The organism is Microbacterium sp. CGR1, assembly GCF_001266755.1.
Classification (GTDB): Bacteria; Actinomycetota; Actinomycetes; order Actinomycetales; family Microbacteriaceae; genus Microbacterium.
In genome coordinates, this window is the sequence record NZ_CP012299.1 from 1840252 (window position 1) to 1861584 (window position 21333).

Consider the following 21333-nt stretch of genomic DNA (forward strand, 5'->3'; position numbering starts at 1 on the left):
GCGCATGACCGAGGCGCGAACCCCCACATCGCATCCCGTCGCCGCCGTACTGCGGCGCATTCCTGCCACCCTCGCGATGGTGGCTGTGATCCTCGCCGTCGGCGTGATCTGGCAGGGCCTGTGGACCCCGTTCGAGAAGACCGACCTGTTCGGCACCGTCGCATACGGCCTGCCCAACCTCGCGCAGGGGATGTGGTGGACGCCGCTCACCGGCACGTTCTTCGTCAACGAGCCGTGGGTGTACCTGTTCACGATCTCGGGATTCTGGGGCATGGCGTATCTCGAATACCGACGTGGCACCAGGGTCGCCCTCGCGTACTACTGGGTCGGACAGCTCTTCGCGATCCTCGCCACCGCGCTCGTCCTGTTCGTCGCCTCGCAACTGCCCTGGGCCTGGGCTCAGGAGCAGGCCCAGGCGCTCGATGTCGGCGCCTCTGGCGGCACCATGGCGTGCATCGCCGCCGCGATCGGGCTCTTCCGCCCGCCATGGCGAGTGCGCGGCTGGCTCGTGCTGCTCGGTTTCGTGTTCATCGCGATGCTGTTCTGGGGTGCGGTCGCCGATCTCGAGCACCTGCTCGCGGTGCTGCTCATCCTCGTCGTCGACCGCACCCTGCGTGTGCAGCGGACCACGGTGCGAGAGCAGCGTCTGATCGCCGTGATCTCGCTCATGGTGCTCGGAGCGGTCGAGATCATCACGACTCTCGTCGCCACCGACGGCCCGTTCGGCCCGACCGAGCCCGCGTCGGGAGGGTTCATCGACCTCGCGCTCGACCTCGTCGTCATCGTGGTGCTCGTGAACGGACTCCTGCGCGGTCGTCGCTGGGCGTGGGTTCTCGTGATGCTGCTCGGTCTCTTCAACATCCTGGTCGCAGCGCTGGTCCTCATCCTCATCACGGTGTTCTCGCAGGCGCAGGTCGATCTGCGGTGGGACGGCGAGACGGAGCTCGCGCTCGCCAACGGCTTCCTCTGGGTGATCCTGCTCGTCTACCTGATCGCCGTGCGCCGCGCGTTCCGGGCGAAGCGCAAGTCTCTCCTCGGCATCCAGCCGGCCCCGACGGTCGACGACGTGAAGACCGAGCTGCGTGCGCACGGCGGGGGCACCCTGTCGTGGATGACGACCTGGGAGGGCAACAGCTACGCCCGCAGCGATGCCGGGATCGTCGCCTACCAGCGACGGGCCGGTGTGGCGCTCGCGCTCGCGGATCCGATCGGACCGCCCGCATCCCGCGCAGTCGCCGTCACAGAGTTCATCCGCACGGCGGAGCTGGTGGGCCTCGTCCCGTGCTTCTTCAGTGCAGACGACGCCACCCGGGCCGCTGTGCCCGCCGGCTGGCGCAGCTTGGTCGTCGCCGACGACACCATCGTCGACCTGCCGGGTCTGGAGTTCACCGGCAAGCGCTGGAACTCGGTGCGCAGCTCTCTCAATCGGGCGGGGCGCGAGGAGATGACCTTCCGGATGACGCGCCTGGCGGACGAATCGTGGGGAGTACGGCAGCAGCTGCGTGCGATCTCCGAGGCATGGGTCGGTGACAAGGACCTGCCTGAGATGCGGTTCACTCTCGGCACGCTGGATGAGGCGGAGGACCGCGAGGTGCGACTCGCTCTCGCGATCGCCCCGAACGGTGACGTCGACGGCTTCCTCTCGTGGCTGCCGGTCTATGGCGAAGGCGGCGTCGTGCGCGGCTGGACGCTCGACCTGATGCGCCGCCGCGACGGCGGCTTCGCACCGGTCATGGAGTACCTGATCGGTTCGTCCGCGAAGCAGTTCTCCGAGGAGGGTGCCGAGATCATGTCGCTCTCGGGTGCTCCGCTCGCGCACGACTATCCGCCGGACGCGGGCATCATCGCCGTCCTCAGCGAACGCCTCGCCGAAGCGCTCGAGCCCGTGTACGGCTTCGGCTCGCTGCACCGCTTCAAGCAGAAGTTCCACCCACGGTACGAGACCATGTATCTGCTCTTCCGCGACGAGAGCGATCTCGCGGCGATCGGCACAGCGCTCACCCGCGCGTTCCTGCCGGATGCGACGCTGAGGCAGTTCGCGGGAGCGGGGCTGGAGCTGGTGCGCGGCAGCAAGGACTGAGGCCTCACCTTCCTGAGGTGATGATTCCGCGCTCGCCGAGACCGGCAGCGCCAGGATGAAGCCATGACCGACACCTCCGTTCCCGTCACGTTCGCGAACTTCGCCGAGATCGAGACCGCCCGCATGTTCGCCGCGATCGCGGCGTCGGCCGGCGGTTCCAACCGGTGGAACCACTATCGAGTGCCCACGCCGATCGACCAGCAGACCGTGATCAGGATGAATCGCGACACCCTCTACAGCGCTGCGATCATCGACATCTCCGAAGGGGCGACGATCACCGTGCCGGATGCCGGCGACCGGTACGTCTCGGTGATGCTGGTGAACGAGGGCCACTACATCGACCGGGTGCTACACGACCCCGGCGTCCACTCGCTCTCGGCCGAAGACCTCGGTTCCGATTTCGTGCTCGCGGCCACTCGCATCCTGGTGGATTCCGAGGATCCTGACGATGTCTCGATCGTGAACGCCCTGCAGGACGAACTCGCTGTGAGCTCGACCGGCGCGCGGGAGTTCGCTGCGCCGGCCTACGACGAATCGAGCTTCGCCGAGACCCGCCAGGCGATCCTCACCCTCGCGAAGGGCCTCGGCGGTCTGGAGCGCTGCTTCGGTCGAGCCGAGGACGTCGACCCCGTGCGGCACCTTCTCGGGACCGCAGCCGCCTGGGGCGGTCTGCCCGAGAACGAGGCCTTCTACATCAACGTCGATCCCCGGCTCCCGGTCGGCGAGTACACGCTGCGGGTCGGCGACGTGCCGGTGGACGGCTTCTGGTCCGTCTCGCTGTACGACGCGGAAGGCTATTTCGCTCCGAACGACGCCGGTGCATACAGCGTCAACAGCGTGACGGGCGTGCGGGATCCGGACGGGTCGATCACCGTGCGCTTCGGCGGCGACCCCGCACTGCCCAACGTGCTTCCCCTCACGCAAGGGTGGAACTACCTGGTGCGTCTCTACCGACCTCGGCCCGAAGTGCTGGACGGCACGTGGGCGTTCCCCGCACTCACGGCGAGCTGATCCCGCACCCGAGGGGTGGCGCTACGGGGTCGAGCGGAGCGGCACCGAGACGTCGCCGCCCGCTTCCTCCGTCAGTCGCTCCCCCATTTGCACGAACGTCGGCTCGGCGATGAACCCCCCGGCGAAGAGGGCCTGACCCTGTGTGAAGGTCTGGGACCTGCGGATCGCCGCCTCCGGCGCGAAGCCGAACACCTCGGCCAGCTCCGCCAGGTCGCGCGGCGCGTTGACGCGCATCAGACCGAGGTTGTCGCACTGCGAGAGCACGTTCGGATGGATCTTCGTCGGCCGCTGTGTCGACAGGAACAGCCACAGCCCGAACTTGCGCCCCTCGGCGGCGATCTGCACCAGCTGCTCGGTGAGCGCCCGCTCGACCTCGGTGCGCGGGTCGGGAGGGCACAGATTGTGCGCCTCGTCGATCACGATGAGCAGGGGCTTTCGCTCCTCGCGACGAGACCACAGGTGCTCGAGCACCGCGAGGGCTGCGACCTTCGGTTCGGCGGGGTGGTCGAATCCGCCGAGGTCGAGCACCGTCACCCGCGGCCGCTGCTCGATCACGTCGACGACCGACGCCTCGCCGCGGGACCAGAGCTCCCACTCCAGCACCTGCAGGTTCTCCATGCGGTCGGCGAGTCTGTTGCGGGCGTCGTGCCCGCCGTCGCGCAGGTGGGGCACGATGCGATCCGAGCCGAGCAGCCTCGCGTTCTGATCGAGATGGAGGAGGACGTTGTACTCCTCGGCATCCTGGATCGGACTCATCCGCAGCACGGCTGCCTTGGATGCCGGCGACAGATCGATGTAGCGCACGCGCAACGGCTCGCCCTCGACGCGCCCCGAGCGGAACACCCGGATGTCGGAGTCCGCGATGCGCTCGGCGTGATGCGGGGCCGCGGACGGCCGCGTGCTCTGCAGCCGCACGAAGTCGGCGTTCGGGTCGAGGATCAGCATCGGCAGCTCGGTCTCGAGCAGGAGCTGCTCGAGCACGACGCCCAGCGCGTAGGTCTTGCCGCTGCCGCTCTGGCCGCACCAGAAGGTGTGCCGGTTGAAGCGCCGCGGATCGAGGGTGACGGTTCCGAGCCCGCTGTCGAGAGGCGTGCCGATGGTGAGTGCGGTCATGAACTCAGAGTGCCCGCAGAGGGCGGGTGGCGAAAGCGGACCTCACCTTGTCGGTGCGATGCGCGGGTCAGTCGCTCGGGCGCCTGCGCAGCTGCTTGACATCGGTGCGCCGCTGCTTCGCCTTGAGCCGCCGCTCTTTCGACCCTCGACTCGGCTTGGTCGCGCGGCGCTGCGGCGCCGGCGGACGCAGCGCCTCGGCGACGATGCTCGCGAGTCGTTCACGTGCGGCGTCGCGGTTGCGCAGCTGGGCGCGGTGCTCGGATGCGGCGATGGTCAGCACGCCGTTCACGAGACGCCCGCTCAGCCGATCGAGGAGGCGATCACGCTGGTGCGGGGTGAGCGTCGTGCTGCCCGCGGCATCCCAGAGGAGTTCGACCCGCGAGTCCGCCGTGTTCACACCCTGTCCGCCGGGGCCCGACGACCGCGAGAAACGCCACGACAGCTCGGCCTCGGGGATCGTGAGACCCGACGAGACCCGCAGACCGGGGCGATGAGGACTGGGCATGTATCCATCATCCCCCGGCTGCGGAGCCTGCGTCTCAGCTGCGGGCGTCGGTGACCGCGACCGGGACGTCCCTCGCGTCGGTCTCGACCTCGGCCCCAACATCGTGCGTCCGCGCGTCCTTCTTCGCCGTGTTCGCGATGTGCGCACGGGACACGACGATCACGGCGACGATCATCAGCGCGACGCCGAGCCAGTAGGGAGCCGCATGGCTGACCGTGACATAGAGCGCACCGGCGATCAGAGGGGCCGCCGTGTTCATCGCGGCGTTGAGCGACTGCGTCGCTCCGCCCAGCCAGCCCTGCTCGTCGTCGCCGACCGCGTTCGACATGGCTCCGTCCATCGCCGCGGTCGAGGCGCCCTGCCCTGCAGCGAGCATCAGCGCACCGACGATGAACACCCACGGCTGCGCGAAGATCGACGCGACGACAGCGAGCCCGGCCAGTCCGATCGCCTGCGCCACGATGCCGCTGATGATCACGCCGCGCTCGCCGATGCGAGGAAGCAGGATGCCGAGCAGCACGCCCTGGATGAGGATGTCGATGATGCCGACGCCTGCCGTGAGCAGACCGATCTGCGTCGGCCCCCACTGGATCGAGTCCAGCGCGAGCACGCTGAAGTTGTTGACGAAGAAGCCGAACGGGAGCGCCAGGAGGCCGAATCCGATCATCAGACCACGCAGCTCCTTGCGTCCGAACGCTTCCTTGAAGACGCCGAACGGCTGGATCTCGCGCACCGAGATGCGCTCGATCCGGTTCTCGGGCGCGAGGCTCTCGGGCAGCAGGAAGATGCTGAGGATCGCGATCACGAGGGCGACGGCTGCGGTGAGGAAGACCGGCAGCTGCAGGCTGACGGCCGCGAGCAGTCCGCCGATCGCGGGTCCGATCATCATGCCGATTCCCGAGAGCGCACCGAGCAGACCGAACCGCTGAGCGCGCTTCTCGGGCGGCGTGATGTCGGCGAGGTAGGCGAAGAGGGCCGGAAGGTCGCCGGCGGTCAGTCCCTGGATGACACGCGCGAGCACGAGCACCCAGATCGCTCCCCCGATGCCGAACAGCGCCATGGCGAACGCCGCTCCGAAGGCGGCGGCGATGATCACCGGTCGTCGCCCGAAGCGGTCGGACAGGCGACCGAGGAAGGGGGCGACCAGGAAGGCGCACAGGCCGTTGATCGCTTCGAGGATGCCGACCCAGATGGCGAGGTCGCCTTCGTGCGACACGTACTGCAGCACGACGAACGGCAGGACGGGAAGCACGACGGTCATGCCGACGACGGTGAGCATCGTCAGCACGATGAGCATGGTCCAGGCGCGCTTGTCGCTGCGCGCGAGCGATGTGTTTAGTGAAGTCACTCCGAAACTGTATCAATACCAGTTTTGTTGTCACGCCACTTCCGGATCGGGTTCGCGATATCGTGGACACATGACGAACGCTGAGCCGATCGGTCGCCGCGAGCGCAAGAAGGCCGCGACGCGCAAGAACATCTCCGACGTCGCGACGATGATGTTCCTCGAGCGCGGGTTCGACAACGTCAGCATCCGCGAGGTCGCGGATGCCGCCGACGTCTCCCCGACGACGGTGTTCGCGCACTTTCCGCAGAAGGAGGCGCTCGTCTTCGACGAGGACGACGAGCAGCGGGACCGGCTCGTCTCCGCCGTTCGCGACCGCGCCCCGGGCGTCACCATCAACCGCGCGATCCACGACTTCTACACGGCCGAGGTGCACGCGAACCTCGCCGAGCACGGCGCGGAGGTGTCGCAGGTCTTCTCGCGGTTCCTCAACGAGACGCCGGCGCTGCGTGAGTACGCCGCCCGGATGTGGCTGCAACACGAGGACGCGCTCGCGGATGCGATCGCGGTCGAACTGGGACTGACCCTGGCCACCCCGGAGATCCGCGTGTACTCGCGGTTCGTGCTGCAGATGCAGCTGCTCGTCAACGAGAGCGACGACCAGCTCGGGATCCTCGCCGCCGGATTCACCGTGCTCGAGAACGGATGGGCGCCGGTCGAAGCGCGGATCACCGGCGAGGACTGACTGCGTCACCGGTGAAGTGGACGCGACGGCGGGAGTCGAACCCGCAACGCCATCAGGTATGAGCTGAGGCCCGGGACCGCCCGGATCGCCGCGATGGGAATGACGCTACCCGGCCCCGACCGGGAAGACCAGGAACGTTGCGGGGATTGACAGAGTGAGTCCGCGCATGACAAAGACCGTCGCGGGGCGTCACACGTCGGCGTCGGCCCGGCGGTGTACCGTCACGATCATGGCAGCCGCAGACGCCCCCGTCACGACCGGACAGAAGACGCATCGCTACCTGCGTCTGGCGCTGGTTCTCATCGTCGTCGCGCTGATCTTCGCTGTCGTGCTGCAGAGCATCGTCGTGTCGTGGACACCCCTGATCTTCGGCTGGAACCCGCTGCCCTCGATCAGCCACGCCTTCTACACACCGGTCCGCGACGTCTTCGTCGGCACCCTGATCACGGCATCCGTGGCCCTGCTCGCGCTCTCGGGACGCAGTCGCGCGACGACCCTGCTCGACGTGTGCGCGGTGTTCGCGCCGCTCATCGCGATCGTTCCCGTGGGCATCGCCGATCCGCGCGCGGTCGACCGGATGTCGTGCCCGACGGCGCAGGAGTGCATCCCCGTCGACGCCGTCGCAAGCGCGAAAGCGGGAATCGCCGTCTACGCCGTGGTGGTCGTGGCGGTCGTGGTCACGATGGCGCTGATCCGTCGCCGCACCCGCACCCCGAATCGCTCGGCGATGCTCGTCTCGATCATCGCGCTCGTGACCGCGGTCGTGGTCGTGGCGCTCGGATTCGCTCCGGCGGTCAACGAGCACTTCCCGTTCAACTTCTGGCCGGTCAACAGCATCCACTTCGCAGCGACCCTGTTGTTCTTCGGAGTGTTCGCAGCCGTCCCGATCCTCTACGCGGGAGGGCCGCTCGACCCGGACGAGACGCCGCCCACGCCCCGACAGCGCACGATCTATCGGTGGATCTCGGGGCTGATGATCGCCGACCTCGTGCTGCTGGTGGTGGCTCTGCTCTTCCGTCAGGCCTTCGGTGAGACGCCGGTCGTGCTGATCGGCGAGGCCGTCGCGCTGATCCTGTTCGCCACGTTCTGGTGGGTGCAGACCTTCCAGCGGTGGAACGACCCGAACCCGCCGTCGATCGCCGCGCCTCGACCGTCCGCCGCGTGAGGGCACTCAGCCGTGTGAGGGGTCGGCAGCGCCCTCAGCGCCGGATCGAGTCGTGGAAGGGGTTCGGCTCGAGCGTGAAATCGGTCGACGCGTCGGCCCAGGTGCCGCTGCCCGCCGACGATCGGCCCCGCCGCAGAGCGCCGAGCAGCGCCGTGGCAGGCACGCCGACGGCGAGCGCCGCGGTTCCGCGGAGTGTGCGGTCGTTCGCCCCGAGTACACTCGCGCGATGCCACGCCTCGTGCATCGCGCCACCGCGGGCCGCCGGCACGCGCTTCGCCGGGAGTCCCCCGGCGCGGCGCAGCGCGACGAGCTGTTCGACGTGCTCCCACCAGGTCGACTCGGCCGAGGGGTGGAAGTAGTTGTCACGCAGCCAGACGGGGTGCGGATGCCGGAAGCGCCCGGCCACGACCTCGCTGCGCCCGCCCAGCAGACCGCTGCCGACGAACACTGTGTTCAACAGGCTCTTGCTCACTCCGAACGAGTCGAGGGCGATCACGGGCACCCCCTGCGCCACCGCCTCGACCGCCGCGGTGGAGCTGACCGTGACGAGTCCGGCCGCCGTCGACAGCGCCTGTGCCATGGATCCGTACGAGACGACGAGGTTCTCCGGACGCCTCGCAGGGAGCAGATCGAGGTACGCGTCGCGTTCGAGATGCGTCTCCGACTCACCGGGCCGCGACCGCAGCTTGACCACCACACGGCGGTTCGGGTCCGCTTCCGCCGCGCGCACGAGAGTGGCCGCGATCTCGGCCCGCTCCTCCCGGTCGGTGGGCACGAGGGCCTGGGCCGCGAACACGATGTCGGTCGCCGGCATCCGCACCGCCCGGGGCTCGGCCGGCCTCTCGGCGACGAGGGTTCCGGACGATCCTCCGGACTCGGCCGCGATCACCCGTGCCCGATCAGCCGCCACCATCCGCGATCGGGATCTCGCGAACGGCAGGGTCGCGAGCGCCGTCGGCACCTGCACGCCGATCCGGCGACCCAGCTCGGCGAACGCGCGCTCCTCCCGATGCGAGTGCACGACGAGCAGATCTGCGTTCCGCCGGTACTCCAGCGCACCGCGCTGCGCGGGAACGGCCATGCCCGGAAGTCCGGCGACGACGACCGGTCGCACGGTGAGCCCGTCGACGACCCGGCCCAACAGGCGCACGAACGGGCCGCGGCCGGCGAGCAGCACGACGTCAGGACGCTGCCCCTCGAGCCAGGCGCTCACGCGCGCGAAGGACAGGCGGGTCACATCGTCGGACAGCATCCCCGTGCCCGCCAGCGCACTCCGCTGCTGGTCGAGGCTGGAGGTCAGCGGCGTCTGCACGAGCAGCAGGTGCGGACGGATGCCGGGCACGCTGCCGAGCAGCGACGCCGACCACTTCACGAACGAGTCGGCGTCGGCGATCGCGACGACCCGCAGCGAACCGGATCCGCTCATGCCGGGATGCGGCGCAGCTTGGCCATCGGCGCCCGCTCGCTGTCGAACACGCGCTTGACGCCGTCGCCCAGGGCCATCTCGATCACGCGGATGTCGCGCACGAGGTGCTCGAGTCCGGCGGGTTCGAGGGATGCCGCATGGTCGGAGCCCCACATCGTGCGGTCGAGCGTGATGTGGCGTTCGACGGCCACCGCTCCGATCGCGACGGCGGCGAGCGAGATCTGCAGCCCCCGCTCGTGGCCCGAGTATCCGACCGGAACACCGGGGTAGCGGTCGCGCAGGGTGGCGATCGCGCGCAGGTTGGCCTCTTCGGGCTCGAGCGGATACGTCGAGGTGGCGTGCATCAGCACCACCCGGTCGGTGCCGAGGGTCGTGAGGGCGCGATCGATCTGCTCGATCGTCGACATGCCGGTGGAGAGGATGACGGGCTTGCCGGTCTCGCGCAGCGCGACGAGCAGCTCGGTGTCGGTCAGGCTCGCGGAGGCGACCTTGTGCGCCACGACATTGAGGTCTTCGAGGAAGGCGACGCTCGGCACGTCCCACGGCGACGCGAACCAGTCGAGCCCGAGCATCGTGGCGTGATCGCCGATCGCGATGTATTCGTCACGGCCGAACTCGACGCGGCGGCGGTAGTCGAGGTAGCTCATGGTGCCCCATGGAGTCTCGCGCGGAACATCGCGCATGTGCTCGGGGGTGGAGATCTCAGGGGTGCGCTTCTGGAACTTCACGGCGTCGGCTCCCGCCTTCGCCGCGACGTCGATCAGGCGCTTGGCGAGGTCGACGTCGCCGTTGTGGTTGAGGCCGATCTCCGCGATGACATAGGCGGGGTGACCGCCGCCGATCACGCGTGAGCCGATGCTGACAGTCATGGTTCCTCCGGTCGTCGAAATGGCCTTCTCTCCTGAGTACGCGCCGGGGGTGAACGCCGAACGACAGGAGGGTTACCGGCACCGGTCAGGCGGGCAACACCCGTTCGATCAGCTCTCGGACGGCGCCGTGGCCGCCCCGGCGCGTCAGCACGACCCTGGCGGCCTCGAGCACCAGCGGATGCGCGTCGGCCACCGCCACCGGCCAGCCGACGATGCGCAGCGCCGGCAGGTCGTTCACGTCGTTGCCCAGGTACGCGATGTCGGCTAGCGCGATGCCGACCTCTTCGGCCCACCCGCGCAGCGCGGACTCCTTGTCGTCGATTCCGTGCAGCACCGGAACGCGCAGCTTGTCGGCCCGAGCCCGCACCACCGCGTTGACCTCGGTGGAGAGGATCAGCATCGGGATGCCGGCCCGCCGCAGCAGCGACACCCCCATGCCGTCTTCCCGGCTCACCCGCACCCGTTCGATGCCGTCGGCGTCGACCGTCGCCGTGTCGTCGGTGTGCACGCCGTCGAAGTCGGTCACGATCGCTCGCACCGGCACCCGGTCCGGGCTCTCGTGAAGGGCGGCGAGCGCTCGGGCGATGCGGAGCTGCTGCTCGTCGTCGATCTCGATCGCCGTCCATTCGGGCACCTCGGCGACGCGGATGCGGCCGAAGAAGCGGTGCTCCGCCTCACGGAAGCCGTCAGCGCGGAAGACGTAGAACGCGCCCGTCTCGAGGTAGTGCGGCTCGCGATCCTGGCGACGCGGGCGACGCGCGGCGTCGTGGTTGAGTGCGACGGCTGCGTCGGCATCCGCGCTGCGTGCCCAGAGGAATCCGTAGGTCTCATGGGCCGCGAACACGCTGTCCGCCCGACGCGCGCTCACCTCGCGCACGGCACGAGACAGGGCCTCGCGCGGGATGAACGGCGATGTCGCCTGCAGGAAGGCCACCACGTCAGCCCGGTCTCCCCCGGCGGCGAGCTCGTCGAGAGCATGCAGGATGGCCGACTCCGACGACGCCGTGTCGCCGGAGATCGCGGTCGGACGCCGCACGACTCGCGCCCCGGCCGCCTCGCTCACCGCCGCGATCTCGTCGTCGTCGGTCGACACCACCACGAGGTCGATGCCCTCGGCCTCCAGCGCCGTGCGCACGGCGCGTTCGATGAGAGGCACACCGCCCACACGGCGCAGGTTCTTGCGCGGCACGCCCTTCGACCCGCCACGTGCCGGGATGATCGCGACGACCCTGCCGGCATCCGTCCTCTGCTGCTGCTGCTGCTGCTGCTCGATCATGCCGCTCGTCCCCTCGCCGTCATCGCCCGTCATCGTCCGTCATCGCCCTCTGAGCACGCGCCAGGCACGCGAGAGTCTGCGCCGCGCGGCGAGCACGGTGAGCCGCACCTGCTCGACTCGACCGATGCCGCCCACCGGGCGCAGCACGCGACGGATCGCCGTCTCGCGCGGGGCCCCGGGCAACCGCAGTTCGATCAGCCTCTCGGGCGCGAAGTAGCGATCGCGATCGGACGGGCGGATGCCGGAGAGCAGCTGCTCGGCACGCTCGCGGAGGTGTGCGGCGACGACGGGCTGCATGACGTAGCCGACCGCGTCGATCAGGAGTTGCATGCGCGCCGGATCGCGATACGGGGAGTCCGGCCTGGTCAGCGCGTCCACGATCGTCGCAGGCACCCGGTTGCTGTTCTCGTACGGGGTCAGACGTGCGAGCACGGTGTCGGTGCCCACCGCCTCGATCTCTCGACCGAACAGGGCCTGGACGGTCGGCAGCGCCGTCGAGAACCCGGCGATGACGGCCCTGGCATCGACCCGCTCGGCCAGCGCCTCTGCGGCGAGCGCGCCGCGGTACTCGCGGAAGTCGATGCCGCGGACCGCTGCTCGGTCGCGCAGCGCGTCGCTGAGCCGAGGCGGCGCCGACGGGTGCGGCTTGAAGACGATGTGCTGTGGTCGCCGGCCGGCCGCACGATCGATCATCTCCTTCTGCAGCGCGATCTCCTCGCGCTCGCCGACCAGGCCGAGGGCGGACAGGTACTGGCCGAGGACGAGCACTGTCGGCTCTCCGTCGAGCGCGCTCTCGAGCTCCGCCGTGTCGTCGACCGCCTCGGCGGTCTCGGCGAGCACCGCCCGGAACAGATCGGGTGAGACCGGCACCGGCGTCGCGACGGGCGAACCCACCAGCGGTGTGACCCCCGGCACCACGTCGACGTGCACGACGCGGCCGATCCGAGCGGTGATCGTGTGCGGCATCCGCACCCGCATCGGCGAGTACGTCATGAGCCCGTCGCCGATGATCGTGAGACGCGCATGAGGGAAGATCTGCATCAGGACGCGCGCCGGGGCGACCTGCGGGCTCTGCACGAGCAGTTCGGGGTCGCCGGGGTCGATCCCCCATGCCCTCGTCAGCAGTCGCCGCAGCAGCGGCAGGTCGGCGGCATCCGGCTTCCAGGAGCACGGATGCAGCGGACCGAGCAGCGCGTCGAGATCCTCGATCCGGTCGAACCGGTCGCGGAGGCTCGCGAGCGCCGGGTCGGCGACGATGCCCACGGACGTCTCGGGCACCCGCGAGGACACGAACGGCACGAGCACGCGCTCGCCGTGCTCGCCGAGCAGCCCGCCGTCGAGCGCGGCGGCGACGGTGGCGAGCCCATAGGCGCTGTGCACCGCGAAGAGTTGGGTCATGCCGCACGTCCGACCGCACGCAGCAGCGGGGCGAGCACTCGGCGACGCGGCCCGTCGAGGCGCGACAGCACGGCCGTCGTCTCACTCTGGGGCAGGCGGGCCAGCAGCCCGCGGAGGCCCGCGCGCATCTCGGCGCGCAGCGACGGCGTCATCCGCCTCGATCGCACCAGGTGCCGGGACGAGAGGGCCATCACGCTCCACACGGCCTTCGGGAGGAAGCGGTCGGCCTCGGCATCCACCTCGACGATGTCGAGCACCTCGCCCATCGCCCGCACGAAGTCCAGTTGGCGGCGATCGCGCACCTGGGTCAGCGATGTCGACACCCCCCGGCGGTAGAGCAGGGCAGGAGCGTCGACCACCGCGAACGACCGGGCCTGCAGATGCAGACGCCAGATCCACGGACGATCCTCGGCGGTGAACAGGCCGGGTGTGAACCCCGCGATTCCCTCGTCGATCAGGCGACGGTGCAGGATGCCGGCCCACGCGAACGGATAGTCGACCATGGTCGGCTCGTTCTCGGGCAGGATCGCGTCGCGCGGAGAGCCGACCGCCTCGCGCCACGGGTGAGGCGCCGGCACGAGGGTGCGCACGCCGTCCTTCACGGTGACGTGATCTGTGCGGAGCAGGTCGCAGCGGAGCTCATGCAGTCGGCGCACCAGCACCGAGAGCCGCCCCGGCTGCATCCAGTCGTCGCCGTCGAGAAAGCAGAACGCGTCGCCGTCGACCCGCTCGAGCCCCTGATTGCGGGCGCTCGCGAGCCCCTTCGGCCGGGCGTTGACGATGACCTCGGCGTGCGGGAAGCGCTCGGCGTAACGTCGCATGAGCATGCCGGTGTCATCACGGGAGCCGTCGTCGATCGCCACCAGCTTGAGCGCGGCGGGATCGTCGAACTGCCGTGTCAGCGTCTCGAGCGTCGTGCCGATGTAGGCGCCTGCGTCCTTGGCGGGCAGGATGACGGTCACGAGCGGTGTGCGCACAGAACTCCCCCGGGTCGACGGTGTCGGAATGCTCTCAGGCGCTCCTTGCCGGTCGGCGGCCTGCGGGTGAACGCGCGGTGACGTGATCTCGGTCGACCGGGCGTGGCGATGCCGGATTCGCACCGCGCCCGGGGATCGGCGACGATGGGAGCATGCTCTGGCCGTTCGGAACGACGTGGCGCCCGGTGCGGCAGAAGCGCCGCAGCACGGTCGACCTGCGGTGGCTGAGCGCCCGCACTTGGACCCGCCGCTGGTACCCGCAGGGCATCGACCTGGGCCTGTGGCAAGGGCGTCGGACTCTCGCCGTGAGCTGGTTCCGGCAGCAGCTCGACGGACACCACCTGGCATCGCGGGTCGCGTTCGTCGACCTCGAGCGCTCCCGACATCTCGACGTGCTGCTCGCGATCGACGAGGACGGCGAGCTCCAGCCCGCCCGGATCCACGCCGGCGGACTCGCGTGGTTCGACGACCGCCTGTTCGTCGCAGCCACCGGCCGTGGCATCTGGGAGTTCGACCTCGCCGACATCCGGCGCGTCCGCGGCCCGGAGGCGCGACACCTCGCCGGCGCGCGGGGACGCGGTCTGCGGGCCACCGCGCTCGTCGCGGTGCGCACCCGCGTGCACCCGCTCGACCTCCGCTGCTCGTACCTCGGCCGCGTCTACGACGACGAGGGAGTGCCCCTGCGGAGGGTGCTCATCGGCGAGTACACCCGCGACGACGAGGGACGCATCGGCGAGTTCTCCGTGCCGGACGGCGATGGCGACGAGTTCCGCGAGATCAGCCGTTTCTCACCAGGGATCACGCACATGCAGGGCGCCGTCCGCTGGGGTGACCGGCACTTCGTCTCGCAGTCGGATCACATGCGACCCGGCGTCCTGTGGACGGGGAACCGCGATTCGCTGGCACGCGACCGGGTGCCGCTGCCCGTCGGCTGCGAGGACCTCGCGCTCGACCTCGACGAGAAGCTGCTGTGGTCGCTCGGCGAGCACCCGTGGAAGCGCGTCGTGCGCGGCATCCCGTTCCGGACGCTGGGCATCGACGGCTGACACAGCTGACCCCTCAGGTCGCGAACGTAGACTGGGCAGGTGAAGAACCGTGCACCTTTCCTCGTCTACACCGTGCTGCGTCTGCTGGCCTTCCTCGTGCCGCTGGCGATCATGTGGTTCTTCTTCCCGATCTTCCGCGAGTACTGGTGGCTCGCCGCGATCTTCGCCGCGCTCATCGGCGTGAGCATCTCGATGCTGTTCCTGCGCCGGCCGCTCACCGACGCCTCGGCCCGGATCGTCGAGCGCCGCGAAGGCAAGAGCTCCGCCGCGCAGAAGGACGCCGACGTCGAGGACGACGCGATCGACGGCGCCGAGAGGGCCTGACGCACAGCGCCAGCCGGTTCGATCGGCGGCTCAGCCGGCGAGGGCCCAGAAGAACGCACCGGCATAGAGCAGTGCGGTCAGCGATGTCAGCGCCAGGGCCGTGACGAGCTCCTTCGCCTGACGATAGGTCCAGACGATCAGGATGGCCGGGAGCCCGGCGAGCAGCGCGAGCAGCCCGATCCACGCGATCGGGTACAGCAGCGCGATGAACGCGAGGATGCCGAAGGGCACGATCACGAACAGCGTGAAGAGCACCTGGGTCGCGCGCTTGCCGATCAGCACCGTCAGCGTGCGCTTGCCGACCAGGCGATCCTGATCGATGTCGCGCAGGTTGTTGGCGAGGAGCACGGCGCAGGCGAAGAGGCCCGCCGCGATCGCCCCGAGCCACGCCTGCTGGGGCAGTTCGAACGCCTGCACCCACGTCGTGCCGAGCGTCGCGACGAGGCCGAAGAAGATGAAGACGAACACCTCGCCGAGAGCGTTGTACCCGTAGGGCCTCTTGCCGCCGGTGTAGAACCACGCGGCGATGATGCACGCGGCGCCGATGGCCAGCATCCACCACTGCTCGGTGCGGACCACGATCGCGACCCCGACCGCCGCAGCGAGTGCGAAGAAGACCAACGCGGCGACGAGCACGGTGCGGGGCTTCACCCGACCGGATGCCGTCAGGCGGGCCGGGCCGACGCGCACGGCATCGGTGCCCCGGATGCCGTCGCTGTAGTCGTTCGCGAAGTTGACGCCGACCTGCAGCAGCACGGCGACCGCGAGGCACGCGAGCGCGATCACCCAGTGGAACTCCGGACCGGTGCTGCGTGCGGCGCCGGTGCCGATGACGACGGGGGCGACGGCGAGCGGAAGAGTGCGCAGCCGTGCGGCGCCGATCCAGTCGCGGACTGTGACGGGCCCGGCGTCGATGGCGGTCTGGGTCGCCGGATTGCCGCTCGCCCGCTTCGCGGGATTGCCGCTCACACGGGGCTGATTCTTCTTGCGCTTCGAGGATGCTGCCACGCAGGGAATCCTACTGGGGGCGCCGATCGACGCCCCCTCTGCGCCTCAGTCTCGGCGGAAGTTCAGATGGATGACACCGCTCTCGGCCACCTCGGAACGCAGCTCGTAGTCGTTCTCGATGCCGCGCAGTCCGTCCCAGATGCGCTGCCCGCTGCCGATCACGAGCGGGTTGACCGCAAGGTGCAGCCGGTCGACCAGGCCCCTGCGCAGGAACTGCCGCACGACGTCGATGCCGCCGCCGACGCGCACGTCCCGGTCGCCGGCCACCGCTGCAGCCCGGGCGAGCGCCTCCTCCGGGGTCGTCTCGAGGAAGTGGAAGACGGTCCCGTTGGCGAACTCGATCGGCTCGCGCCGTGCATGCGTGAGCACGAAGACCGGCACCTCGAACGGCGGCTCGTCGCCCCACCATCCGCGCCACTCGGTGTCATCGGGGTTCTGGTGCAGACCGAACATCCCGGCACCCATGATCTCGGCGCCGACGCCCTCGAAGTACTCCTGGGCGTATCTCTCGTCGACGCCGGTCGTGCCGGCACCCGACGTGTCGCCGAGCACGCGGCTGCGGAACGTCCGCGTCGCGGTGTACGCCCCGACCAGACGCGACCAGTCCTCGCCGAACGGATTCTCGGGTGATTGGTCGGTGGTCGTCGCCAATCCGTCGAGGGAGACGTTGAGATCGACGCGGACTGCCATACGGGCTCCTCGGTGCGGTGTTCTGGGTGTTCTCGGTCGTGCGGTGGCGGGCGGGATCAGCCGTCGGGGTTGGTGTCCTTGCCGTCGAGCCAGAGCGTGTCGGACGCATCGCCGTGCGCGCCGCCCTTGCCGACGTGCTTGTCGCTGATCTTCGGCCCCTTGAGTATCACGTGGACCATCGCCTGGGCATGCCCGTGCCCGAGACCGTAGTCCTGCTTGAGCCAGTTGAGGACGACGGTGGACTTGGTCGTCTCGTCGAAGCCCTGCTCCTTCGCCAGTTCGATGAACTGCCGCGGGGTGAGGCCGGTCTGCGTCTCGACCTTGTCGAGGTATGCCTGGAAGGACATGGGTGCTCCTGGTGTGTCGTGGGTCAGTCCTCGGAGAGGAAGGTCTGGATGATCGTGGCGGACGCATGGATGCCGATGAGGCGCAGCGTTCCGCGACCGATGTTCGTGAAGGAGTGTGGCACGAAGGCCGGGCCCGTGGCCGTGTCACCGGCGGAGGCGACGATCGTGTCCGCGCCCACCGTGGCGACGGCTGCGAGAGCAGATGACGTGGTGTTCATGAGCCCAGTCTCGACAGGCCGTGATGAACGACCTAGAGTTTCGATGTGGATCGAAACTCTGTCGTCGCAGGTGCCGGCACGCCACGCGAGGGCGTCGAGCATCCCGACCACCGCGTGGAGTTCCATCTGAGCCCCGGAGACATCCAGGCGGTGCGATTCGGCATATCCCCCGGGCATGAGCTCGCCCACGCCGTGCGCGTGCTGCTGCGGCCGGCCCAGCATCCCCTGCAGTGGGGATGGCTGCGCGCCGTGCGCGATCGGCTGCCTCGCGAGAGCTTCCGCCTGCTCGCCGTCGTCGTCGGCGATGACGGCTATCTTCCCGACTTCTTCACGACCGCCCCCGCATGGGACATGACACCGGAGACCGAGCTGTCGGCGCTGCGCAGCGCACCCCTCGATCCACTGCGCGTCGACCTCGGCAAGATGGTCATCCGCTCGACCGGCGCTCGCCGACGCGCACTGCGCGACATGCAGCAGCAGCCCGAACGAGCGCGGGCGATGATCGCAGACGCCTGGTCGGAGATGTGGGATGCCGCACTGGCGCCGGTCTGGCCGCAGCTGGATCGGCTGCTGCGAGCCGACATCGCGGTCCGATCGCGAGTGATCGCCACGTCGGGGATAAGAGAGATGGCCGGGGGCCTCCACCCGAAAGTGACCTGGGGCGACGGGGCCGTGCGCGTCTCGCTGCGCCGCCACAGCGAGGTCGTCGACTGCCACGGAAGCGGGCTGGTGCTCGTTCCGTCGGTGATGTCGACATGGGGGTGCATGGTGCTCACCGAGCCGCCGGCGCAACCCACGCTGTTCTACCCGGCGCGCGGGGTGACCGCCGGCTGGTCGAGGGACGCCGCCGAGATCTCCGGGGCGCTGGGCGCCCTCCTCGGCCCCGCTCGCGCCGGCATCCTCCTGGGAGCCGGCACGTCCCGCACGACCTCGCAGGTCGCTCAGGACGCGGGAATCGCGGTGTCGACCGCATCCCACCACCTCACCGTGCTGCGCGACGCAGGACTGATCTCGAGCGAGCGCGACGGCGCGAGGATGCTGCATCTGCGCACGCCCCTCGGCGAGGCGATGGTCGGCGCCGCCGTGTGAGCACCGCGCGTCCGCGCTATGCGGATGCGTCCGGCGCGACCGAGATGATCGGCCGGTGCTCGTAGTAGGTCTGCAGCACGACCGTGGTGCGGGTGCTCACGTTCGCGGCCAGCCGGATGTCGCGCACGAGCTCTTCCAGCGCGCGGGGCGAGGCGACCCGCACGAACAGCATGTAGCTGGCGTCTCCCGCGATCGAGTGGCACGCCTCGATCGCGTCGAGGTGTTCGAGAAGCTCGGGGGCGTTGTCGGGCTGCGCCGGGTCGAGCGGCGTGATCTCGATGAAGGCGGACAGGGGCGTGCCGACGAGTTCGGGGTCGAGGATCGCGCGGTAGCCGGTGATGATCCCGCGCGTCTCGAGGCGACGCAGACGTGACTGCACGGCCGACACGGAGAGGCCGACAGCATCGGACAACTGGGACAGTGTCGCACGGCCGTCTCGTGAGATCTCGGCCAGGATCGCGCGGTCGACAGAGTCATCCATAGATGTAATATTATCGTCAGGATTCCGTATATGCCGGAATCTTTCCGTCAAACTCTCCGATCGGAGGTCCCGATGTCCATCATTTCTGCCCACAGCACCGCTGTTCAGGCCATCGTCGGCGAACCCGAGGTCGTCGAGGACGCATCGATCGCCGAGCAGAGCGTCGCCTGGGCTCAGCTCAAGGACGCCGCGATCGCGATCCGCGAGATGCAGATCAAGGACGGATCGATCCCAGATGCCGCGCACCACGCCGCGGCGCGCGACCTCGTCGCCGCGATCACCGCCGGCATCCGCGCACTCGCTCCCGCCTTCCCGCACGACGCCGAGTACCTCGCCGCTTCCGTCGTCGACTTCGACCGCTGGGTCTCGGAGGGCTTCGGCGTGCCGGACTTCCTCGACTCGCTCCTGGCGTTCCAGCCGCAGCAGCACCGCGTCGACGGCATCCGCCACCTGGTCGTCTTCCCGATGTACACGCAGAACGGATCGAGCGACCGACTCGTCGAGGCGCTGATCGTCGAGACGATCTGGCCCGAGTTCATCGCCGCCCTCGAGGCCGGCGACTACGGCAACAAGCTGTTCGTCTCGCTGCGTCTGGTCGACTTCACGCCCGGCTACGACACCAACTCGGCCGTGCTGTTCCCCGAGACCGTCGCGATGCGCGAGATCCCCTCGTTCACATGGGGCGCGATCTTCCAGGACCGCGAGGCCGCACGCTACCGCCGGGTCACCCGCGCCGCTGCCGCGATCACCAACCTCGACCTGCCTGAGCGCGCGAGCGCGATGCTCGACGATCAGCAGGTGGCTGAGAAGACCTTCGTCATGTGGGACATCATCCACGACCGCACCCACATGCGCGGCGACCTGCCCTTCGACCCTTTCATGATCAAGCAGCGGATGCCGTTCTTCCTCTACTCGCTCGAGGAGATGCGCTGCGACATGACGGCGTTCCGCGAGTCGGTGAACATCGAGCGCACCCTCGCGGCCCGCATCGCCGCGGGTGAGGAGCTCACCGAGACCGAGCAGGAGATGCACGACTACGCGCACCTCGTGCAGTACGCGGTGATCTTCGACCGGATCTTCCGCTTCTCGATCACCGGCACCCGCACGCGCAACTACGACGCCGTCGGCGGACAGCTGCTGTTCGCCTGGCTGCACCAGCGCGGCGTGCTGCACTGGACCGACACGGCGCTCACCTTCGACTGGGACAACGTGCCGGATGCCGTCGTGGCTCTGGGCGACGCGATCGACGACCTGTACTGGCACTCGATCGACCGCCCGAAGGTCGCGCACTGGCTTGCCGCGTACGACCTCGTGCGCGGCACGCTCACGCCGCACCCGGCATCGCAGTGGGCCCGCGGACTGTCGGACGAGATCCTCGCCGGCGCGCCGAAGGGTTACACGGATGCCGTGATGGACGACGAGTTCCCGCTGTCGATGTTCTTCGAGACCCTCGACAAGAAGATGAAGGCGGTCATCGAGTCGACCGTCGGCATCCGGGGCACCGACGACTGACTCGAATCGCGCATTTCTGGGGTCCGATCGTGTGGTGCGACCGGACGCAGCGTCTGCGGCCATTCCTGCCCGGGGTGGCCGCAGAACTGTTTCTTCACGAGAGTTGAGCACATGAGCGTCACCGACCGCACGATCCTCCTCGCCGGAGCCACCAGCCCGTCTGGCCTCGCCCTGGCGCGAGCACTCGTCGACGCCGGCGCGCGCGTCGTCGCCACCGGCCGATCCTCAGAACGGCTGCACGCGCTCGACGCACTCGGCGCACAGGTCGAGGTGGCCGACGCGACCTCGCTGGCGTCGATGACGGAACTCGCTTCCCGCCTGCAGGCGATCGACGCCGTGATCCCGCTGGTCGGCGGCTGGCGCGGCGGAGGGGGCCTCGCCGGGCAGACCGACGACGACCTGCACGCGCTTATGCCCGCGTTCGATGCGGTGCGCGCCACCAGCCGCGCCTTCGACTCCCTGCTGCGCGCCTCTGACGCCGGACGTTTCGCGATCGTCTCGTCGACAGCGGTCGGTCGCCCTCTGGCGGGAGGCGCGAACTACGCCGCCGTCAAGGCCGCGAGCGAGGCGTGGACGCGCGCGGTGGCGCAGGGCTTCGCGAAGGCAGCGCGGGATGCCGTCGAGCCCCTGCGCGCGGCATCGGTCGTCTTCCGCGCCAAGGCACTGGACCCGGACTCGCTCGCGCCGCAGGTGCTCACACTGTGGGATGCGGACGCCGCCGATCTCAACGACCAGATCATCACGCTCGACTGATCACCGCAGCCCGTT

The 21333-nt window shown here is 69.4% G+C and carries 22 protein-coding genes and 1 tRNA gene; 9 read left to right on the forward strand and 14 right to left on the reverse strand.

Annotated elements, in window-relative coordinates; translation table 11 throughout:
* The first annotated feature begins 4 nt into the window (after positions 1–4).
* Complete coding sequence (locus AKG07_RS08920) at positions 5–2080, forward strand: bifunctional lysylphosphatidylglycerol flippase/synthetase MprF (protein WP_053097545.1); 2076 nt, start codon at positions 5–7, stop codon at positions 2078–2080.
* Positions 2081–2143: 63 nt separating this feature from the next.
* Positions 2144–3091 carry a DUF1214 domain-containing protein gene (locus AKG07_RS08925; protein WP_053097546.1) on the forward strand — a complete coding sequence of 316 codons (948 nt, stop codon included), beginning with the start codon at positions 2144–2146 and terminating at the stop codon, positions 3089–3091.
* Between the two features lie 21 nt (positions 3092–3112).
* Here AKG07_RS08925 and AKG07_RS08930 read toward each other — a convergent pair whose 3' ends face one another.
* The 3 genes from AKG07_RS08930 to AKG07_RS08940 all read right to left on the reverse strand — a co-directional run bounded on the left by AKG07_RS08930 (position 3113) and on the right by AKG07_RS08940 (position 6057).
* Complete coding sequence (locus AKG07_RS08930) at positions 3113–4204, reverse strand: ATP-binding protein (RefSeq protein ID WP_053097547.1); 1092 nt, start codon at positions 4202–4204, stop codon at positions 3113–3115.
* A gap of 67 nt (positions 4205–4271) precedes the next feature.
* Complete coding sequence (gene arfB / locus AKG07_RS08935) at positions 4272–4709, reverse strand: alternative ribosome rescue aminoacyl-tRNA hydrolase ArfB (RefSeq protein WP_053097548.1); 438 nt, start codon at positions 4707–4709, stop codon at positions 4272–4274.
* Between the two features lie 34 nt (positions 4710–4743).
* Entirely contained in the window at positions 4744–6057 is a 1314-nt protein-coding gene (locus AKG07_RS08940) for an MFS transporter (protein ID WP_233277235.1), read from the reverse strand.
* Positions 6058–6127: 70 nt separating this feature from the next.
* Between AKG07_RS08940 and AKG07_RS08945 the strand changes: the two genes are divergently transcribed.
* Positions 6128–6739, forward strand: a complete 612-nt coding sequence (locus AKG07_RS08945; protein WP_053097550.1) for a TetR/AcrR family transcriptional regulator — start codon at positions 6128–6130, stop codon at positions 6737–6739.
* 17 nt (positions 6740–6756) lie between these two features.
* Here the strand turns inward: AKG07_RS08945 and AKG07_RS17650 are convergent.
* Positions 6757–6832 (reverse strand) — tRNA-Met (locus AKG07_RS17650).
* A gap of 136 nt (positions 6833–6968) precedes the next feature.
* Here AKG07_RS17650 and AKG07_RS08950 point away from each other — a divergent pair.
* Entirely contained in the window at positions 6969–7904 is a 936-nt protein-coding gene (locus AKG07_RS08950; protein WP_053097551.1) for a hypothetical protein, read from the forward strand.
* 34 nt (positions 7905–7938) lie between these two features.
* On the opposite strand, the gene AKG07_RS08955 is transcribed toward AKG07_RS08950, so the two are convergent.
* The 5 genes from AKG07_RS08955 to AKG07_RS08975 all read right to left on the reverse strand — a co-directional run bounded on the left by AKG07_RS08955 (position 7939) and on the right by AKG07_RS08975 (position 13850).
* Positions 7939–9330: a DUF6716 putative glycosyltransferase gene (locus AKG07_RS08955; protein ID WP_053097552.1), complete on the reverse strand. Its 1392-nt coding sequence runs from the start codon at positions 9328–9330 to the stop codon at positions 7939–7941.
* Entirely contained in the window at positions 9327–10199 is an 873-nt protein-coding gene (locus AKG07_RS08960; RefSeq protein WP_053097553.1) for an N-acetylneuraminate synthase family protein, read from the reverse strand. The genes AKG07_RS08955 and AKG07_RS08960 overlap by 4 nt, the downstream gene beginning before the upstream one ends.
* An 85-nt stretch (positions 10200–10284) precedes the next feature.
* Positions 10285–11508, reverse strand: coding sequence for a cytidylyltransferase domain-containing protein (locus tag AKG07_RS08965; protein ID WP_445928291.1), 1224 nt, complete (start codon positions 11506–11508; stop codon positions 10285–10287).
* A gap of 6 nt (positions 11509–11514) precedes the next feature.
* On the reverse strand, positions 11515–12873 hold the full coding sequence (locus tag AKG07_RS08970; protein WP_053097554.1) for a polysialyltransferase family glycosyltransferase: 1359 nt from the start codon (positions 12871–12873) through the stop codon (positions 11515–11517).
* A complete protein-coding gene (locus AKG07_RS08975) occupies positions 12870–13850 on the reverse strand; it encodes a glycosyltransferase family 2 protein (RefSeq protein ID WP_053097555.1) in 981 nt (326 codons plus the stop codon). Before AKG07_RS08975 ends, AKG07_RS08970 begins: the two co-directional genes overlap by 4 nt.
* Positions 13851–14002: 152 nt before the next feature.
* On the opposite strand from AKG07_RS08975, the gene AKG07_RS08980 reads away from it, so the two are divergent.
* A complete protein-coding gene (locus tag AKG07_RS08980; protein ID WP_053097556.1) occupies positions 14003–14896 on the forward strand; it encodes a hypothetical protein in 894 nt (297 codons plus the stop codon).
* 39 nt (positions 14897–14935) lie between these two features.
* Positions 14936–15220: a DUF4229 domain-containing protein gene (locus AKG07_RS08985; RefSeq protein WP_053097557.1), complete on the forward strand. Its 285-nt coding sequence runs from the start codon at positions 14936–14938 to the stop codon at positions 15218–15220.
* Positions 15221–15250: 30 nt separating this feature from the next.
* Here AKG07_RS08985 and AKG07_RS08990 read toward each other — a convergent pair whose 3' ends face one another.
* Genes AKG07_RS08990 through AKG07_RS09005 form a run of 4 tightly spaced genes read right to left on the reverse strand, consistent with a single transcriptional unit; the run spans position 15251 to position 17483 of the window.
* The gene (locus AKG07_RS08990; RefSeq protein ID WP_053097558.1) at positions 15251–16228 is read right to left on the reverse strand and encodes a 1,4-dihydroxy-2-naphthoate polyprenyltransferase; all 978 of its coding nucleotides are present in this window, start codon (positions 16226–16228) and stop codon (positions 15251–15253) included.
* Between the two features lie 45 nt (positions 16229–16273).
* Positions 16274–16918, reverse strand: a complete 645-nt coding sequence (locus tag AKG07_RS08995) for a dihydrofolate reductase family protein (protein ID WP_053097559.1) — start codon at positions 16916–16918, stop codon at positions 16274–16276.
* 56 nt (positions 16919–16974) lie between these two features.
* Positions 16975–17265: a DUF4287 domain-containing protein gene (locus tag AKG07_RS09000; protein WP_053097560.1), complete on the reverse strand. Its 291-nt coding sequence runs from the start codon at positions 17263–17265 to the stop codon at positions 16975–16977.
* Between the two features lie 23 nt (positions 17266–17288).
* Positions 17289–17483, reverse strand: a complete 195-nt coding sequence (locus AKG07_RS09005; protein WP_201778454.1) for a cupin domain-containing protein — start codon at positions 17481–17483, stop codon at positions 17289–17291.
* A 45-nt stretch (positions 17484–17528) separates the two neighbouring features.
* Here AKG07_RS09005 and AKG07_RS09010 point away from each other — a divergent pair, with 45 nt between their 5' ends.
* Positions 17529–18572, forward strand: a complete 1044-nt coding sequence (locus AKG07_RS09010) for an ArsR/SmtB family transcription factor (RefSeq protein ID WP_082297873.1) — start codon at positions 17529–17531, stop codon at positions 18570–18572.
* Between the two features lie 16 nt (positions 18573–18588).
* On the opposite strand, the gene AKG07_RS09015 is transcribed toward AKG07_RS09010, so the two are convergent.
* Positions 18589–19053 (reverse strand): Lrp/AsnC family transcriptional regulator, encoded by a 465-nt coding sequence (locus AKG07_RS09015; RefSeq protein WP_053097561.1) that lies wholly within the window; start codon positions 19051–19053, stop codon positions 18589–18591.
* A gap of 72 nt (positions 19054–19125) precedes the next feature.
* Between AKG07_RS09015 and AKG07_RS09020 the strand changes: the two genes are divergently transcribed.
* Positions 19126–20565 (forward strand): DUF6421 family protein, encoded by a 1440-nt coding sequence (locus tag AKG07_RS09020; protein ID WP_053097562.1) that lies wholly within the window; start codon positions 19126–19128, stop codon positions 20563–20565.
* A gap of 111 nt (positions 20566–20676) precedes the next feature.
* Positions 20677–21318: an SDR family NAD(P)-dependent oxidoreductase gene (locus AKG07_RS09025; protein ID WP_053097563.1), complete on the forward strand. Its 642-nt coding sequence runs from the start codon at positions 20677–20679 to the stop codon at positions 21316–21318.
* Positions 21319–21333: the final 15 nt, after the last annotated feature.